Below are 14,736 nucleotides of genomic sequence, written 5' to 3'. Positions count from 1 at the left end.
ACTCACTTAAAAAATTACTGTGTACGTGATTCAACTTCACTTTTCACTGGATCAAGCCCAATCTCATCACGGCGGTTCAATACATACTTTTTGCCGAAATCAGACATCAATGTTTGCCCGCTGATTCCAACAATTTCAAACCACAAAATAAAACCCTCATCAATCATCAAGCCCAGCAAATCTCCCTCATTTAATTGAGTATCAGGAATCTGTAAGAGCTGTTCTGCTAAGGTTGGTAGATCTGCATCATAGACTTCGATCTGAGCCAGTATTGCCAGATCTGAAGGGTTATTCATTGAGTTGTTCTTATGGATATAACCACCGTTAAATTTGTCCGCCAGCACAAAAGCATGCCCGATCGGATCATATTCATAGTTCGGCTCATCCTGCATAGACAACGCATTGGCTTCAAATGACAGCGGATCTGCTGGCTTACCAGCGTCCACTGGATTGCTGTACACAATACGCTTGCGCCACACCTGTGCTGGAATGCTGGACACTGTATTCATTACAATACGGCGCGCGGCCATATGCCGACCATTCGCCACACGGTTGACTGCTCTATTTAGCATTATTTAAATCTCCGCATGAGTTCCTGATAAACTTCATCTGTCACAATTCCACTATTACGCCATTCCGTGTATTTCGTTCTATCCTGTGCGTCCTGAACTTGTTTTGTCTGTTTTCCTTGAGTCGCAAAATACTCCTTCGCCACCTTTGCAGCACGGCGGATCATTTCCTTTTCGGCCTTCTGAATATTTGGCTGAATCTTGCCTTTGGTTTCCTTGTTTAAACCACTTATTTGCTGATCCAGTTCTGCCAAAATTTGCTTATCAGTTTGTTTTTTTCGCACACTGAGCTGCTTGGTCCGGTCTTTTTTGACTTCTTTTTTTAGGTACTCGACGCCTGAAGGTGATTGAATCCAATAAACAGCTCTAAGCACATGCTTGCATGCAACACCTGATAACAACGGGTTTCTCAGCTTTGGATAGCCATTTTCCTTACGTCCTAAACCATAGCCGCCGATTGTGGCCATATAGCGATACCAGTACGTATGCCGTTCACAGTCACATTCAAACTTGATCTTGCCGCCTGATAACCAGCGCTTAACTTGATTGACGGCATTTTGACTGGTACTTGAAACCAATGAACTGAAGCTGCTGAACTCAATTTCAATATGATGGTTGGTTACTTTGCTTTTAGGACCAGCATTCGTCATTAAATGCACAAGACTATCTTTTCTGCTCAACGGTACGACAAGATGTATTTGCTCATTGGCACGGTCTATATCATCAGCATGGCTGAGATTGACAATGTTTTGAATGGTGATGCCTGTAGAATACTGTTCCCGCAATAGGTCAATATTGTCTTTAAAGGCCATGATATCTTCGCGGGTAATCTTCCTTGGCACTTCTCCCTTCTGCTGTCCAAGCGTTGTATAGAGCACCCGCTCTACATCATAGTTCTCACCTTTTGCGATATTCTCAGGGCGCAAAAATGTCGGCTTAGGAATTTTTCTGCCGAACTCATCAAAGTTAAATTCTTTATCTGCCTGAGTACGCTGTTTACTATCAGCACTTCTACGGCCTTGAAGATCACGGCGCAAACCGCCGTTTTGTAGCGCCTCACGCATCTGCTTATGGGCTTGCTGTAATTGGTCTGGAGTTGGATTAGCCATCAATTATTTTCCTTACAGATATTCACGGCGTAGCTTGAGAACGTCTGCAATCAGTGGCACTGCTATTCGTTTTTCAGGTAATTTTTCCCAGATGCCGCTGGTGCCACAAGCCACTTGAATGACATCTGTATATGCCCTTGAGCCATACACTCTTAAACTCAATAGTGTTGGATCTTGCGCTTCATCCTGTTGAACGTCCCAAACAATCAACTGATTGAGCTTGCCTTGCTCAATAAAGCGATTGATATGATCACGGATGGCATTGCGGTATTCGCTAATCATTGCTGCTGCTTCAAGCTGTTTTAAATATGGTAATGGCTGCTGAAATTCGTATTTCTGATGATTCCAAACTAAAAAGCCTCACAGTTATGTGAGGCTTAAAATATCTACTTTATGTACTCTGTAAACTCATTAAAAATGCGTCGATATAAGTCATCATTTAATGCTTTAGCTTTATATGAACCCATAAATAGTGCAATAACACTGCCATTACCCTCTGTGCGGTGTGGTCTCTTATCATCTAACAAATATAAATGCCCAACTTTTAAATCACATTTAGTATCAGCACAAATGATTCGATCAGTACCAGTTGAAATGTGAATAGGCATAATGAATACATAACCTGTTTTATCAATATGATCCGGTAACGGTGATTGCCAGCCATATACTTGAACACCAAAGTAAGGATGTGATGTCCCTACAATATTCAACCCATCAATTGAACGCGAAAGTACTTCTCTAATACGATCAATAGAATTTAAAACAAAAGTTGATGATATCTCATGATCTAACACGTAATCTTTTAGATGCTTAATCATTAAATAGCACTCGCAACACGAATAAAGCCATGTGAGCCATCTTCACCAACAACATAGTGATCAGGTGTAACGTCATTGCCTTCTTCATTTGTAGTAATTAACGAACGTTCACCCGTACCACCTTTACCAACGTATAAGCGTACATACTGTGTTTGGGATGAGTTGTTTGTATAAATCATGGATAGGCGTGCACCCTCACCAGCACCACCACCAAAGGCAATACCTGCATCAACAGAGCTATCTGCTCCATCACCACCAGCACCACGACTTTCTGTATCCGATGAAGCGCCAGTATGATCTGCTGCTGTTGCATTACCAGACTGTCCAGTAAATCGACTTGCAGAAACATATTCACCTTCTAATAACCAATTACCACCAGCACCAGCAATGCCATTGATTTTCTGTCCGTTATCACCAGAAATACCACCTGTTCCAGAAAACCCACCGCCAGCAGTAAATTTAATCGTCGTGTTATCTATCGAGATATAACTATCTTGACCATTTTGTCCTTTTAAAGTGGCAGGATTGGGATTCACATTTAAATCATCGTAACGAGAAGAGCCACCACCGCCACCAGCACCAATAATAGTGAAGGCTTTAGATTCACCAGCAAGAATCGGAAAAACTACAGGTGTACCTGTATAAACGTATGAACCATTACCAGTTGATGAGGTTAGACCTTCAACCTGAATAACTGACCAACAAATATTGCCTGAATACCCGACACGGGAAGTACCTGAACGATTAAAGATATTCAAGCCAATCTTAGTATCTTGGCGTGAGATACTCCATGCTTCATGCCCGCCTTCTGGTGTGATTTGGATAGCATAGCGCGTATCTAGAAAACTGATGTTGCTACCAGCAGGTTTGTTAATTTCCCAAGGTTGTCCCGGCTTAATAACACCAGCCATAATAATTTTTGGATATAAAGAGGCTAATCCTGATGCAAGGTTTGAAAGCTGCTGCTGTAGTGCTTCAACTGTATCAGAGAGTTGAGTTTGCAGATCATTAGTTTTGCCATCCACAAGTTCTGCCCAGACAAGAAGATCATCCCGCAGGTTTTCAAAGTCTTCCAAAAATGCATACTGCGGATGTGGATTTGAATGCGCCAAATGCTGATTCATTAGCGCCACAGCAATTGGAGAATTCGAATCAATATTTACTACGATTTTACTTAACTCAACATCAGTCAGTACTAAACCAAAAGTTAAAATTGAAACAATATCCAGTGACAAATGAATCAATTCGTTATTTGTTGCAGTTGCCGCAATTGCAAACAAAACTCCTCTATCTGTATACAACCCTATTTCAAAAATATCCGCCGTAACAGTCGACTCAATATTGGCAATAAAACGCAATGTGTGAGAATACTCATCTACACTTCCGCCATTAAGTGGATAACGCGCTATTTCGTTGATCAAAGTTGTATTTGATTGAGCAGATGCTCCATTATATTTTGCAGTGCCTACAGCAATATGAGATAACTCAATTTTTAAACTTGGAATATTAGCTGCTTCTAATACTGCATTTCGGCCAATATCGGTCAGATAAAATTTAATAGCCATAATTCACCCAATTAATCACTTTAGGTATTGTTAGCGGTGCAATCCATTTAAAGACTGATTAGTTCCAATCAATATGTCGTATTCTCAAGAAATACATACGCAAATAAATCTACAATATCTGGAGCATCAAGCCCGATCTCTCGCATCTCAGATGCTGGCATGATTTTAAAGCGTGAAAGCTCACCAAAACTGTATTGAGTGCTGAAATAGCTGTATTGAATACTAGAAAATTCTTTCAGTACTTTTTCTTTATTGTGCGGATGACAAATTTTAAAGTTATGCGTATTGACTGCGTAAGATAAGCAGGCATAAGCCTGTGCACGCTTATTGACATACTCTTTACGATTGTCATTACTAAAGCAGTTTCCACCCCAATGCACGGGCATATACCAAATACCATTTTTCTTTAATAACTGGCCTAGGAATTTACCCTCGCCATTATCATTAACAATGAGTGTTGCTTCAGGGTATGTGGATAAAAGCTGTAGAATATCGTCAATACTCATAGCACTATTTTCTTTAAACTCTAAAACAACTGCTTTTCTTGAAGCAGGTATATTTCCCTCAACGGCTACTTTTCTTGAATCAGATGTATTTCCTTGTACTGCTACAACCGCAATATATTTACTATTTGCAATAATAAAGTGGCCATAATCCGACAGTTTCATTTTAGGATCCAAATACACCTTTTTTATTATTTCATCGGTGAATAAAGGCTTATATTTTGGCTGATTTTCATTATTTTTACGGCGCACATTGGCCATTTTGTTACGTTGCAAATTAGCCTTATTGTTACGACGCACATTGGCCTTAAAATTACTGACCAGCTCTTTTAAATCACTAAATAGTCGAACACCTGACGCTATAGCATTTACAGCTTGATTAACTCGCTTCATTGTCATGGACTATTATTCACTCAACTTAAAGCTAAATGCTAATAACTCGATGATGCTGAAAAAGAGTCATGTTCCAAATTCTTTTTTGGCAGCCTCTTTTAACTGACTGAAACGTGATTTTTTTGCAGCCTGCTCCTGCGCTTCAGGGCTTTCATCTGAGACAACAACATTTTCATATGCTTCGGTATAGAACATATTTTCCAAAAATAAGAAGGCGAAGACATCACCCAAATCGGGAGATTTGATGCCCATACGCTTCATTTCATCTTTGCTAAAAATCTTATAGCGGCTGTGTTCGTCAAAGGTGTACGGAATTTTAATAATCTGAGCTTGAGTCTTGACCTTGAACTTCACCGTTTTAATCTTGAAACGGCCTTGATCAATTGCGCGATAGAGTCCCACATAGGCCAATGCACGTTTATTCACATATTCTTTACGGTTGTCAGTATTAAAGCATGCACCGCCCCAATGCACTGGCATATACCAGATGCCGTTTTTTGTTAAAAGCTGACCTAAGCCTTTACCTGCACCATTATCATCAACCACCAGTGTGGCATTCGGATACTTCAGAATGCATTCGTGGATCTTAGCGAACAACTCAGTAATATCATCTTTGTTCTTACAAAGCGGAATATCAACCACTTCAACCCGCCGTGCTCGATCTCCCCACTGTGCTTCACCCCACACTTTAGAAACCGCAATAACAGAATCGTCACGGCCAACACCACCACCAACATCGACAGTAATCACATAGCCAAACAGATGGTCTTTAAGAATTGAAGCGCCACAGTACATATTCTCTGCATTGCGCTTTGTGATCAGAAACTCATCAGCGCGGTCAGGAAATTGTCCAAGTACACGGATTTGATATTGAGGATCGTCACGACTGCCATATTTTTGGCGCTGTTCTGCTAAAGACTGCTTACTAACCAGCGGTGATTCTTCACCATTAAATGTAAGTGCTGTCCACACACCGTCAGATCGATGACTCAGCGTATGATGGGTTTCATAAAAGAGACCGGCATTACGTGTTGGCTGTGAAGTTAAAACAGCACGGTTATCTTCATGGGTTAAGGCACCGAGAACAACGTCCATAACCTCATCAGGGATACCACTGGCCTCATCTCCCCATAAAAGATAATTATCGGCATGGTTCCCTGCAAGGTTGGTCGGCTGGTGCTTCGGTGCTGTCTTGGCAAAGACATACCATTTTTCTTTTGATCCTTTGATGTAAACCAGTTCAGATTGATAGCCGACATAATCCGCCAGCCATCCTAATGGACCACTTTTAAGTCGCCCAAGGTTAATACTGATTTCTTTCCAGACCTGTTTCTTCAGCTGCCCAATCTGTGGAGCAGTAAACATCGTAATGGATTCATCAAAGAACAGGAGGTGCCAAAGCGCCACAATGCCTGCGGAAGCGGTTTTACCCGTATTGTGATGCACCATGCCATCAGCAGTGAGGAAGGTTGAATCGCCATCCAGTACGAAGCCGAAATACTCACCCTCACCTAGTGATACGGCGCGCTTAATGCGTATAGGACTGTATTTTTTATGCTTCAGCTCATAAGCAGCAAATTGATGCTTAGTTTCCTCTGGCCATTCCAGCCATTTAGAAACCAAGACCTCCATCATATCGCCAGCTTTCCAGCCATTTTTTGTTTCAAGCGCAATTAAACAAAGGATATGCGACTTGTTATAGACATGGCTTTTGCCGTTTTCATATTCGAAACGGTATAAATCCTGCCAGCCAGTAACAGTACTGATCACTTCCCGCGGTATAATGCCGTCACTGCCTAATACGGCGTCATTAATTGTTATTTTTTCAACACGCTTCCACTTGCCATTCGCTAAGCGGATCTTGGTGCCTTTGCCAAAACAGCCGTGGCCAGATGCTACAGATGTGCGACTCCCGTCAAATGCAATTGACTCAAATAAAAGTTCCTGCTGCCATGTGGGAGTTATACCTAACGCTTCGACCGCAAATGCATAAATGTCATAGCGATACCGAACGCAAAGTTCCCACCATTCTGGAATTTCTTTAAGAGGTTGGAGTGCCATTATCAAAAAAGACGAGGGATTGTATTTTTATTTTAAGTTTTTCAATTTGTTGTAATTTTAAGCTGTTCCAAAATGACGCGCCGTGCAATGTGCAGAGCGCTTAAGTGCTTTAAATACTAAAAGGCAGCATTGTCCGATCGACATCATCTTCTTCCTGCACCTGATTCGACATTACTCCATATGCAGTGGCAATTTTATGACTCGCCCAAATCGCCAGCAGTGCTGCAATGTGACCATTATTCAGCGAACTACTGTCAAACTCCTGCTGCATACCTTTCTTATCAATTTTCCGTACCTGAAGAATGTTCATTGGGTTATAGCGAGTAATTGAATTTTCAAATTCAACCAGACCACCACGATAGCTTGCCTGATAAATACGGATGACTTCTTCAAGATGCTGCTGTGCATCGAATTTCAGCTGCCAGTTCTTAATCAAGTTCGGTGAGTCGGTCACAACAACCGTATTTTTACGCAGATCTGGCGGTACGGCCAAGGCGGTAAAAATCTCAGTCTTTTGCAGCAGAATTTCACCTGTATCCTCATAGCACATTGCCAATAAGCGTATAGGTTCATCAGAGAAACCCGTCACACGGCTGTCAATACGGATCATTTTAGTCATGAATGTTCTCCACTGTAATATCTCCAGTACCTCTATCTGCTTTAACACGAACATGACCGTCTTCAGCAAATTTATCGGCTTGAATCACCACAAAATCTTCCAATGGTTTTTCTACTGCCGATCCATCTGGGTTATAGCCATTGTCAGTATTGTTATCATGCTGTCCACCAAGCCCTAGAACTTGTGGCAAATAACCAATCAGCTGCACATCAATGGTAAAAATAGACAGGTTGATGGCTTCACTGGGCACTGGTGATGGAAACAACTGATTTTCTAAAACTGTAAATGTACTGTGCTCAATATGACTGCCAGCCATTTCAAAAGGCACCGCAATACGGCGCTTATCCTCATCCAACATATAGGCACAGAATTGATCACATACAGAGCGCGCATCATGTGAATTTGTCGCATAAAAAGCAATTTGCGCACGAACAGTCTTAGCAATTAAGCGAATTTTCACTAATTGATCTTTGATTACCACAGGAACAAAGTATGGCACTGGCAAAAGCTGACTGACATCGGGCGGCTGATCAATCAACGCCGTAGCGGTCAGCATAATCGGCATAAACGCCGTTGCACCGCCTAAAACATCAGCATTTTGGCTTTTGCGGTATTCAGACAGCATTGATTCTGAATCATCCATGAGGCGGCTTGGACAGGACTTAATGGCTGTGCTGATCTGCCGAGCTTTCCATTCATCCGTCTGAACGGTCTCGGGCATATACCATGCCCGAAAATCGACCAGCATTTTATACCAAGCATCTTGAATGCATTTAAGCGAATCTTTAGGCATGCTCATAATCAGCCCCAACCAAAGAGTTTAAAGCCTTTAGCTTTTACAGGTTTTGTCTTTGGCTTTTCACCGTCGATCTGCATACGTGCAATTTCACTTTCAGTAAGCAGCTGCTCTGCTTCATCGCACGCTGAATCAAAAGAGCGGATTTCCCCGACCATGCCTGTATAGAAATCCTGTGTACGCTGAACCTGTAATGCGGCACGCTGATCACGTTTAGCCAGCTGATTTGCCAGCTGATCCACTTGATCTAAAGCCTGCTCATTGAATTGATGCAGCTGAATCTGGGCATGAATATGATCAAAATCCCGCACAATCTGCTGTTCAAGCATATTGGCAATCATGGCTTCCGAAGGTGATAACAAGGAAACGTCTGTAGCACTGTCAAAACAGGAAATAAGTCCTTCTTGATGTTCTGGTACTGCTAGGCCATCAAACAGCTGGCCATCACCTACGTTAGTGACATAGTTCGGCTGCGTGACATAATCATAACCATAGAAATTAACTGGTACTAAACCGAGTCCAGAACGACGGTAATCCTGAGCAGAACTAAAACCGCCTACACGGGCTAGATACTGCTTACGGGCATGTTCCCCTGCTGCATTATCGAGAAACTCTGATACATGGGTCACATCACCATTTTTATCGGCATAAGATTCAAGTGTTCTGAATGCTGACTCTAAATACACCACTTTGCCATCAATGATCACTGATTCAGGCGGAAACATACCGTAACGGCGGCGGATCTCATGCCCGTTATAGCCATACAATGTCCCCGACTTAATCATTTCCTGAACTCTCGGATGGTTAATCTGATTGATCATTTCTTTCATATCAACATTGGCGCGGTTTTTACCTGAATGTTGGCGGCCACGCTCAAATAAGTTGTATTTAATTTTCTTGGTTTTTCGAGCTGTATCAGCCATAAAAAAGCCCCAATAAGTGATTATTAGGGCTATTGTGGCAATACGGCGCAATGTAGATTTTGGAATGTTCCAATAAAAAAAGCTAGATTGTTATCAATCTGGCCATTCTACAAGTGCTGGTTGTGCTGGAGGTGTAGAAAGTACCTCAAGCTTGGTTCTTTCTATTGTTAGCAAAACACTGTGACCATTTTTCATGCCTAAAATGACGCTGGCATATTTACTTTCATACCCTCTCATTCCACCGCAATAGTCAGTGTCGGAAACTTCAATATATGAAATATCATGTAGATTAATAAACTGATCATTACCTTTTTTACAGCAACGGATTTTAGTAAGCATTGAATATTCTCCTTAACGTCCTAAACGCCGTGCATTCAGACGCTTTTTCTTCTGACTGACTTTGTTGGCCTTTGATTTGACTTTACGCTTAGGGGTGAAAGCATACGGCGTTCTGTCTTGGTGAGGGCTTGAGTAACCGCCTGAATGGGCGACTCCTAAACCACAAGCTAATGCTCCCAGCAGAGCCACGCTGATTCGGTTAAATTTCATTAGCAACTACTCCGCATTCAGGCCTTCAACACCACGTGCCAGCCGTTCTGCTGTCCGCGCATCAAATGCAGCCAGAGCGCTTTCTAATGCGGCAATGGCCTCTTTGTTATGCTCAGATGGGAACTGGCTGTCTAAAATCTTAGTACGATGAATCAGCACTTTTAAAAGTGCTTCATTGGTCGCACCATTCACGCCTTCTAAAACGGTTGGACCATCTTGGAAATGAAGGTGAATATCAAATGGTTCGATATAGTCTGGAGATTTTGGATTGGCAGAAATTTTATAATAATTACCACGGGCATAGGCTGTTACCCCTTCCACCTGTTCACCGTTCTGTACCTGCTCAACAGCAGCCGGATCTAAATCAGCTTTAGCATGTCCTAAAAATTCTTCAACAATTAAGTTCTGGTCACTTCCAGCATCAGCAGTAAGCGCGATAGTACTGTTTTCGGTATTGGCAGACATAAAATATCTCTTTAGTTCAAGATGAATTACATCAAACCATTTTCAAATGTTTTTCAGTCTAGCCAGTTCCAATACATAATTTTCATCTAATTTACGGTGCCATGGTCACTGAAATCAATTACCTGATAAACCTTGCCATACACCGCTGCACCTATTGCTTTATTGCCAAATTCAACATCCAAAGCTTTTGCATGAACTTTCACCACAATATTTGCTGGCACTAAACGCCGTATAATAGGCGCAAGCTCAACAATCTCAGAAGTATCAACTGTGTCCTCAATTGAAATGCGCAAACGGCTTGTGAGGAAATGATCAGGCTTTTCTTCAACCGTAATATGTGCTGGATAATTCAAATAGGTTTTGATTGGATGCCAGAGGCGCTTAATCTGCCACTGATCCGTCCAGATCATGCGCAGTACAAATTCTAAAAAACCTAAACCGCGCTCACTGGCCAGACTTGACCAGTTTGCATAGATTACCCGCATCAGCGTATCTGAAGTCAGTGGGCGGCGTAGTACTACTAGGCCATCCTGCTTAGAAAACCGCTCAATGACCTTTCTGCTGCCCAAGTGCGGACAGCCATAGTCCAGCATGTCCTGAACTTGCTGTTCAAAGACATCGGCAAAGACTTGCTTAAATGCCTTGGCCAATACTGTTTCCAACCCTTGGTGATTATTAACTTGCTGATCAATGGGGCGCGTAAAGCTTACATTACCCATGCGGCCCCCATCTCTGCGGTACGTTGTAGATTCAGTGTGATGCTGGAGTCAGAAACATAGACCCATTCATGTGGTTTATTTGAGACTGTAGGAACACTGAGTGAAAAATCGCTGATGTTGTCCTGAAAGGCTGTAATGTTTTTTCGCAGCTGTGTAGAGATTTCCTGTGTGTTGAAACCATTTACTAACCAACGACTTGAACTCAATTTCGTTTGACCATAACGGTCAACCAACAAACCTTTGATCTGGGTTTTCACTCCATCCAGATCATGCACGGCGGCCAAGCGACCATTTAACACTATTGCAAAAGGCTTTTCTAAAACGGCATGCACACGAACACGGTCTTTATACAGGCTGTCCAGCTGGCCAATGTACTGAATGATTTCCTGTTCCAGTGTTGCCTGCTCCACGCTGTTTTTGGCGACTACTGCAATATGCAGATGATTGATATCTTGATAGGTCGCACCATAGTAACGGTCATGCTCATTTTCGTTCCATACTGCCAGATAGTTAGCGCGTGGCATAAATTTAGCCCGAACTGAATAATCGAAATTACCCAGAAACACGGCGTTTTCATCGTACAGCGATGGATAGCTGGACAGTACGCGCAGCTCTGATACATTTAGCGGATCTGCACCCTGACGTACCGCACCGCTCTGCTTAAATCGCACTGACACACGCTGTTCATCAGCATTGAATACATCGACCAGTGAAGCATCTTTTAAACGCGAAATATCGACATCGCCGTATGTTTCCAAAAGACCAAAGGTAAATATCTGATTGGCTTTTGCGGTGCATCCTGCTCGCTCATCATCACCAAATTCTATAAAGATACGGCGCAGACTGTCCGTTGTCAGGTTGAATGCGTATTCCAACGGCGCGACATTCATCCAGCGCTTTTTATGCAGATAGGTATTGTTTTGATCATCACGTACCGTAATACCGGCTAATGACAAATCATCTTGCAATTTAATCTGTGTACGATGAAAGTTCTCTGTATTTTGTACAAGGTATTGAACCTCACGGTATTCACTCTGCTCTGCAAGTACTTCCCCCGTTTCACCCGGCAATACGGTCACAGATTGCAGTAACCGCCAAGGACGACCACTGTTATCTTCAATTTGACGGCCTTGGCTTAAGCTAATGCTGTTTCCCGAACGGTTGAGCACTTCAATAATATGCTGTGCAGGCATTGCGATCGGCAGAATCCCCTTGTTGGTCGCATCAGCAATAATTGAGCGATCGCGGGTTTTAATGAACGGTTCCAGTTCTGCAATATCAATTTCCTGACTAAATAGGGAAAGGAATGCTGCAATAGAGCGGATCTGCTGAATGACCAAAGGATCTTGCGCGTTATAGCGCTCTTGAATTTCATAGTCATCCAATGATGCAACAATACGTGCCTCAAAATTAGTTTGCGTCAGCATCGTATGTCTCCCCTTGCATTGTCAGCTGGCTGTCTCTGATCTGATTTAAGTTAATCGCCACATCACCGACCTTGAGATAAATAACCTTTGTTTCAAAGCCTTCATTTTGGCTATATAGCGCAAGCTGATCTGCACTGAGCTGCTGAAGAATCGGAATATCCTGCTTCATCTTGTTGATGAATTCATTTGCCACTGGAGAATCTAAAGGCCCCATAAGCAGACTGTTCAAGTCCGGTCCATACGGCGATCCAAAATAGCCATTGATTTCGGAATTGAACCAATGATCCAGCATGGTGAGTATTTTATTTCGATCGATCATAGCCCTGCCTTATGTGCTGCCAATTGAATGACTTTACAGAATAGGAAGGCAGCAAGAACCGTCATGGAATACAGGGCAAATGCAGCCAAAATAATATAAAGAATAAATGCTGAAGCGCCGCAGTAAGTCAACACATTGTAAAATGACCATGTGGCAATGCCGGTGATCAAAACTGCCGGAATCAAAAGCAGATACAGCATCTTCCGTGAATGGTTAAAAACCTTATCAACGATGCCCTGACGCAATAGATGCATGAGCTGTAATTTACTGTTACGAAAGCCCTTAAAGGCAAAAAATACATGCACTAAAAAGAGTATGACCAGCAGTACATTCAAACCAAAATTCAGCATTACCCGCTCCTAAAGCTATTTATGCCTAGGGTAAGATTTCTATGATTGCAGTCAGTGTACTTGTTCCAATAAAAAAGACCGCCTAAGCAGTCTTTTTGGATCTAGTGAATATCCTATAAGCGGACATTTCTACTTGGGGCTTACATACGCGTTTCGTATAAACATCATTATGTTAGATTAAATGGAGGATATTATGTAATAGTTTTATAAATATTAGAGAGGTTTTCCTTTATCTCTGAAAATAAATTGATTGGGATATAAGTCTGCCTCAACTATCTTAAGAGTGTGAGAGTTTTCGAATCTATCAAGATCATTTTTTATTGTTGAAAGTATTTTGTCATTTTGAGTCTCTGAAATTACATTAGTTATATTCTCTTTTATGAAAGTTAAGCGGTTATCTAAATAGTGCTGCATTTCTATAGGAAGGATATATTCTTTGGGTGCTAAAACACCATGTTTTAAAGCAACCCTACTTGATCTCATCTTATTGATATATTTATAATTTATATTTGATATGATCATAAAGTTAGGTATTTTAATATAAATTAAAGACCCAGACTTTGAATTTAGTAAGTCCGTATCTATAGCCCTACAGAAGTAAGAATTGATATTTGAATGCTTAGTATTTAATAACGATTGAGAGCCGCTTTCTAGTGGTATTAAATGTTGTTCATATTGATCTAAATTAGAAGTATTCCCTATTCCTAGAAGAAAATCCTCTAATTTTGATTTGCATTTTTCAATTTCAGGACTAGTTTCATTGTTTAAAAATTCTGTCAAATAAACTAAAACTCTCCAAGACAATGATGCGAAAAACTTACTTAAATTATGATTATAAGATAGGTTATAAGAAAAATTTTCTCTATTCACGTATGGATGAAAAATAGTTTCTGCGAAGTAAGATTCTGTATCTGAAAAAAGATCTTCACATGACTTACATAATAGCTTTACTTTAAATAAATCTTGGCGCCTTATATTTGGATTATCAATAGACCTTAGATATCCAGTTGCTGAAGTTTTTCTTAACCACTTCCCTATAAATTTTGGAATAATATGACTTTCTTCAAGCTTTACTTGTTTTTTACATAATCTACACTGACTCATTATCTACTCATTAAAACTTTATTTTTTACAATTAACATAATACACCTTATACAAAATGCTTTGATTTATCCTTTCTAAATCATTATCTTATTTTAAGCCGTTCTAGCATTTAGCGCACTAGAACGGCTTTTATTGTGATGTGGATCAGGAAATTTGAACAACACTTATAAGTGATATTTTGCTCCCCAAATGATGTTATAAACATCAATATATGGAGTATTTTATGGCACGTAGACCAAGAAGAAATCATTCAAATGATTTTAAAGCTAAGGTAGCACTTGCTGCGATTAAAGCAGAAAAAACACTTGCTGAATTGAGTGCTGAATTTGATGTTCATCAAAACCAAATTATCGACTGGAAAAATCAACTGATTTCAGCTTCCTCGCAAGCTTTCGATCAATCAAAAGCTCCAACAGAACCACCCATCGATCTAAAAAAACTACATGC

The 14,736-nt window shown here is 41.1% G+C and carries 19 protein-coding genes; 1 reads left to right on the top strand and 18 read right to left on the bottom strand.

Annotation, left to right across the window (positions count from 1 at the left end; genetic code table 11):
• Positions 1-14 precede the first annotated feature (14 nt).
• From BLV99_RS14280 to BLV99_RS14200, 18 genes are all read right to left on the bottom strand, one after another.
• A complete protein-coding gene (locus BLV99_RS14280; protein ID WP_092691910.1) occupies positions 15-572 on the bottom strand; it encodes a hypothetical protein in 558 nt (185 codons plus the stop codon).
• A complete protein-coding gene (locus tag BLV99_RS14275) occupies positions 572-1,678 on the bottom strand; it encodes a hypothetical protein (protein WP_092691907.1) in 1,107 nt (368 codons plus the stop codon). Before BLV99_RS14275 ends, BLV99_RS14280 begins: the two co-directional genes overlap by 1 nt.
• 12 nt (positions 1,679-1,690) lie before the next feature.
• Positions 1,691-1,960: a hypothetical protein gene (locus tag BLV99_RS14270; RefSeq protein ID WP_092691905.1), complete on the bottom strand. Its 270-nt coding sequence runs from the start codon at positions 1,958-1,960 to the stop codon at positions 1,691-1,693.
• Between the two features lie 104 nt (positions 1,961-2,064).
• Positions 2,065-2,496 (bottom strand): hypothetical protein, encoded by a 432-nt coding sequence (locus BLV99_RS14265; RefSeq protein ID WP_086184561.1) that lies wholly within the window; start codon positions 2,494-2,496, stop codon positions 2,065-2,067.
• Positions 2,496-4,061: a phage tail-collar fiber domain-containing protein gene (locus BLV99_RS14260; protein ID WP_092691902.1), complete on the bottom strand. Its 1,566-nt coding sequence runs from the start codon at positions 4,059-4,061 to the stop codon at positions 2,496-2,498. Before BLV99_RS14260 ends, BLV99_RS14265 begins: the two co-directional genes overlap by 1 nt.
• Positions 4,062-4,129: 68 nt before the next feature.
• Positions 4,130-4,963 carry a hypothetical protein gene (locus tag BLV99_RS14255; RefSeq protein ID WP_092691899.1) on the bottom strand — a complete coding sequence of 278 codons (834 nt, stop codon included), beginning with the start codon at positions 4,961-4,963 and terminating at the stop codon, positions 4,130-4,132.
• Between the two features lie 60 nt (positions 4,964-5,023).
• Positions 5,024-7,018, bottom strand: a complete 1,995-nt coding sequence (locus tag BLV99_RS14250; RefSeq protein WP_092691896.1) for a Hint domain-containing homing endonuclease — start codon at positions 7,016-7,018, stop codon at positions 5,024-5,026.
• A gap of 109 nt (positions 7,019-7,127) precedes the next feature.
• Positions 7,128-7,637: a hypothetical protein gene (locus tag BLV99_RS14245; protein ID WP_092691893.1), complete on the bottom strand. Its 510-nt coding sequence runs from the start codon at positions 7,635-7,637 to the stop codon at positions 7,128-7,130.
• Positions 7,630-8,436 carry a hypothetical protein gene (locus BLV99_RS14240; RefSeq protein ID WP_092691891.1) on the bottom strand — a complete coding sequence of 269 codons (807 nt, stop codon included), beginning with the start codon at positions 8,434-8,436 and terminating at the stop codon, positions 7,630-7,632. The genes BLV99_RS14245 and BLV99_RS14240 overlap by 8 nt, the downstream gene beginning before the upstream one ends.
• Positions 8,437-8,438: 2 nt before the next feature.
• Positions 8,439-9,356, bottom strand: a complete 918-nt coding sequence (locus BLV99_RS14235) for a hypothetical protein (protein ID WP_092691889.1) — start codon at positions 9,354-9,356, stop codon at positions 8,439-8,441.
• Between the two features lie 93 nt (positions 9,357-9,449).
• Positions 9,450-9,695 carry a hypothetical protein gene (locus BLV99_RS14230; protein WP_092691886.1) on the bottom strand — a complete coding sequence of 82 codons (246 nt, stop codon included), beginning with the start codon at positions 9,693-9,695 and terminating at the stop codon, positions 9,450-9,452.
• Between the two features lie 12 nt (positions 9,696-9,707).
• Positions 9,708-9,905: a hypothetical protein gene (locus BLV99_RS18080; RefSeq protein WP_139243556.1), complete on the bottom strand. Its 198-nt coding sequence runs from the start codon at positions 9,903-9,905 to the stop codon at positions 9,708-9,710.
• A gap of 6 nt (positions 9,906-9,911) precedes the next feature.
• A complete protein-coding gene (locus BLV99_RS14225) occupies positions 9,912-10,370 on the bottom strand; it encodes a hypothetical protein (RefSeq protein ID WP_092691884.1) in 459 nt (152 codons plus the stop codon).
• A gap of 86 nt (positions 10,371-10,456) precedes the next feature.
• On the bottom strand, positions 10,457-11,089 hold the full coding sequence (locus BLV99_RS14220; RefSeq protein WP_092691882.1) for a hypothetical protein: 633 nt from the start codon (positions 11,087-11,089) through the stop codon (positions 10,457-10,459).
• Positions 11,077-12,516, bottom strand: a complete 1,440-nt coding sequence (locus tag BLV99_RS14215; RefSeq protein WP_092691879.1) for a lamin tail domain-containing protein — start codon at positions 12,514-12,516, stop codon at positions 11,077-11,079. The genes BLV99_RS14220 and BLV99_RS14215 overlap by 13 nt, the downstream gene beginning before the upstream one ends.
• The gene (locus BLV99_RS14210) at positions 12,500-12,835 is read right to left on the bottom strand and encodes a hypothetical protein (protein ID WP_092691876.1); all 336 of its coding nucleotides are present in this window, start codon (positions 12,833-12,835) and stop codon (positions 12,500-12,502) included. Before BLV99_RS14210 ends, BLV99_RS14215 begins: the two co-directional genes overlap by 17 nt.
• Positions 12,832-13,185, bottom strand: coding sequence for a hypothetical protein (locus tag BLV99_RS14205; protein ID WP_092691874.1), 354 nt, complete (start codon positions 13,183-13,185; stop codon positions 12,832-12,834). The genes BLV99_RS14210 and BLV99_RS14205 overlap by 4 nt, the downstream gene beginning before the upstream one ends.
• A 213-nt stretch (positions 13,186-13,398) precedes the next feature.
• Positions 13,399-14,289, bottom strand: coding sequence for a hypothetical protein (locus BLV99_RS14200; protein WP_092691871.1), 891 nt, complete (start codon positions 14,287-14,289; stop codon positions 13,399-13,401).
• Between the two features lie 211 nt (positions 14,290-14,500).
• Here BLV99_RS14200 and BLV99_RS14195 point away from each other — a divergent pair.
• Positions 14,501-14,736: transposase (locus BLV99_RS14195; protein WP_131725231.1), on the top strand; the 236-nt coding region annotated here is incomplete at its 3' end.

The sequence above is a fragment of the Acinetobacter kyonggiensis genome, assembly GCF_900107285.1.
In the GTDB taxonomy this organism is placed as follows: Bacteria; Pseudomonadota; Gammaproteobacteria; order Pseudomonadales; family Moraxellaceae; genus Acinetobacter; species Acinetobacter kyonggiensis.
Note: the sequence above shows the minus strand (reverse complement) of the source record. Positions and strands in the feature narration are given on the sequence as shown.

What these genes read in the sequence shown, in the direction of transcription:
- BLV99_RS14275 (WP_092691907.1), bottom strand. Translation starts at nt 1,678, where the DNA reads ATGGCTAATCCAACTCCAGACCAATTACAGCAAGCCCATAAGCAGATG.
- BLV99_RS14260 (WP_092691902.1), bottom strand. Translation starts at nt 4,061, where the DNA reads ATGGCTATTAAATTTTATCTGACCGATATTGGCCGAAATGCAGTATTA.
- BLV99_RS14230 (WP_092691886.1), bottom strand. Translation starts at nt 9,695, where the DNA reads ATGCTTACTAAAATCCGTTGCTGTAAAAAAGGTAATGATCAGTTTATT.
- BLV99_RS14245 (WP_092691893.1), bottom strand. Translation starts at nt 7,637, where the DNA reads ATGACTAAAATGATCCGTATTGACAGCCGTGTGACGGGTTTCTCTGAT.
- BLV99_RS14210 (WP_092691876.1), bottom strand. Translation starts at nt 12,835, where the DNA reads ATGATCGATCGAAATAAAATACTCACCATGCTGGATCATTGGTTCAAT.
- BLV99_RS14255 (WP_092691899.1), bottom strand. Translation starts at nt 4,963, where the DNA reads ATGACAATGAAGCGAGTTAATCAAGCTGTAAATGCTATAGCGTCAGGT.
- BLV99_RS14250 (WP_092691896.1), bottom strand. Translation starts at nt 7,018, where the DNA reads ATGGCACTCCAACCTCTTAAAGAAATTCCAGAATGGTGGGAACTTTGC.
- BLV99_RS14205 (WP_092691874.1), bottom strand. Translation starts at nt 13,185, where the DNA reads ATGCTGAATTTTGGTTTGAATGTACTGCTGGTCATACTCTTTTTAGTG.
- BLV99_RS14265 (WP_086184561.1), bottom strand. Translation starts at nt 2,496, where the DNA reads ATGATTAAGCATCTAAAAGATTACGTGTTAGATCATGAGATATCATCA.
- BLV99_RS14235 (WP_092691889.1), bottom strand. Translation starts at nt 9,356, where the DNA reads ATGGCTGATACAGCTCGAAAAACCAAGAAAATTAAATACAACTTATTT.
- BLV99_RS18080 (WP_139243556.1), bottom strand. Translation starts at nt 9,905, where the DNA reads ATGAAATTTAACCGAATCAGCGTGGCTCTGCTGGGAGCATTAGCTTGT.
- BLV99_RS14280 (WP_092691910.1), bottom strand. Translation starts at nt 572, where the DNA reads ATGCTAAATAGAGCAGTCAACCGTGTGGCGAATGGTCGGCATATGGCC.
- BLV99_RS14270 (WP_092691905.1), bottom strand. Translation starts at nt 1,960, where the DNA reads ATGATTAGCGAATACCGCAATGCCATCCGTGATCATATCAATCGCTTT.
- BLV99_RS14215 (WP_092691879.1), bottom strand. Translation starts at nt 12,516, where the DNA reads ATGCTGACGCAAACTAATTTTGAGGCACGTATTGTTGCATCATTGGAT.
- BLV99_RS14220 (WP_092691882.1), bottom strand. Translation starts at nt 11,089, where the DNA reads ATGGGTAATGTAAGCTTTACGCGCCCCATTGATCAGCAAGTTAATAAT.
- BLV99_RS14200 (WP_092691871.1), bottom strand. Translation starts at nt 14,289, where the DNA reads ATGAGTCAGTGTAGATTATGTAAAAAACAAGTAAAGCTTGAAGAAAGT.
- BLV99_RS14225 (WP_092691884.1), bottom strand. Translation starts at nt 10,370, where the DNA reads ATGTCTGCCAATACCGAAAACAGTACTATCGCGCTTACTGCTGATGCT.
- BLV99_RS14240 (WP_092691891.1), bottom strand. Translation starts at nt 8,436, where the DNA reads ATGAGCATGCCTAAAGATTCGCTTAAATGCATTCAAGATGCTTGGTAT.